Annotated in this window: 1 protein-coding gene; it reads right to left on the reverse strand. The window is 46.1% G+C overall.

The genetic code is table 11. The features are described from left to right. The coding region (istA, locus tag LZG71_RS30340) for an IS21 family transposase (protein WP_233827034.1) at positions 1 to 1257 on the reverse strand (1257 nt) is incomplete at both ends.

Below are 1257 nucleotides of genomic sequence, written 5' to 3' on the forward strand. Positions count from 1 at the left end.
AGTATCGCGGTGCAGACGAAAAAGACCATCGCAGCTTCGGTAGAGCTGCTCAGGATAACGGTCCTGCTGGAAGATCTGCTCGACCAGAAGATATAAGTCTTCGGATTTACTTCTGGCCTTTTGAAGGTAATAAGTAGGGCTACGGTCCAGATAAGCCTGGTTTTGAGAACTCAGATGTTCTTTTACAGAAGAATATCCTCCCTTTAAATAGCTGCGGATATGAACAGCGACCATCTTTCCGTGCGCATAAATGTTGACCATATTCCGGGTATAAACAACCTTTACCTTTATGCCCGTCAGCGCGTAGGGAACACTGTAAAAGTGCTTCATGATACAGACATGACCACTATGGGCAACCTTGGGTTCACAGTAATACTTCAGCTCAAAGTGCTGCTCAGGCAATGGTAACAGCAGTGGTTTTTCTACGGCCAGGAACCGTTCCTGACGGCAGTAATCCTTTCGCTGCATGCGCGTCTGGTTATGCTCGTTGATTTTTTCTTTTATCGCTTCGTTTAGGGAAGTGATATCAAAAAACTGACGGTTACGAAGCTTGGCATAAACCCGGGTGTATAAAAGCTTGACCTGGTTCTCAACCTTACTTTTGTCTTTAGGTTTGCCCGCTCTTGCCGGTACCACCGACATATTATAGTGATTAGCAAAGTCGTCCAGGCTCTGGTTAATCTGAGGCTCATAACGGTCAGCTCTTATCACGGCAGACTTTAAATTATCAGGAACCAAAGCTTTTGGTACACCACCCAGTTCGTTCAGACAACAGGAAAGAGCATACAGGAAGTCGCCGATCCGTTGGCTGGGAACTGCCATAGCAAAGGCATAATCCGAGAAAGGAAGACAGGCAACAAACACCTGACACGCAATCACTTCACCTGTCTGTCGGTCTATGTAATGCAACTGCTTACCTGCAAAATCGACCATGAGTTTATCTGCGGGCTGGAAAATAAGGACCGAAGACGACCTGGCGGCAACAAGCTGCTGATGTAGGTGAAAGCAAAACTGAGAATAGCCGTACCCGTGCGGGAAGGCCTGAATGTATTCTTCCCAGAGCAATTTCTTGGTTACGCCTACATCTTTTAGTTGGGTTCGGAAGTAATCAAGTTTACCCTTCAAATGCACGTATCTTGGATCTTTGTAAGCCGGATTGCCTGCATGGAACTTGTTTTCCAGTGCAGGATCTTCCAGTTGCAATAATTCCTGCGGCTCGATATTGACTGATTCCAGTTTGCTTAAATACGACTTCAC

It is taken from the genome of Dyadobacter sp. CY312 (assembly GCF_021390535.1).
Classification (GTDB): Bacteria; Bacteroidota; Bacteroidia; order Cytophagales; family Spirosomataceae; genus Dyadobacter.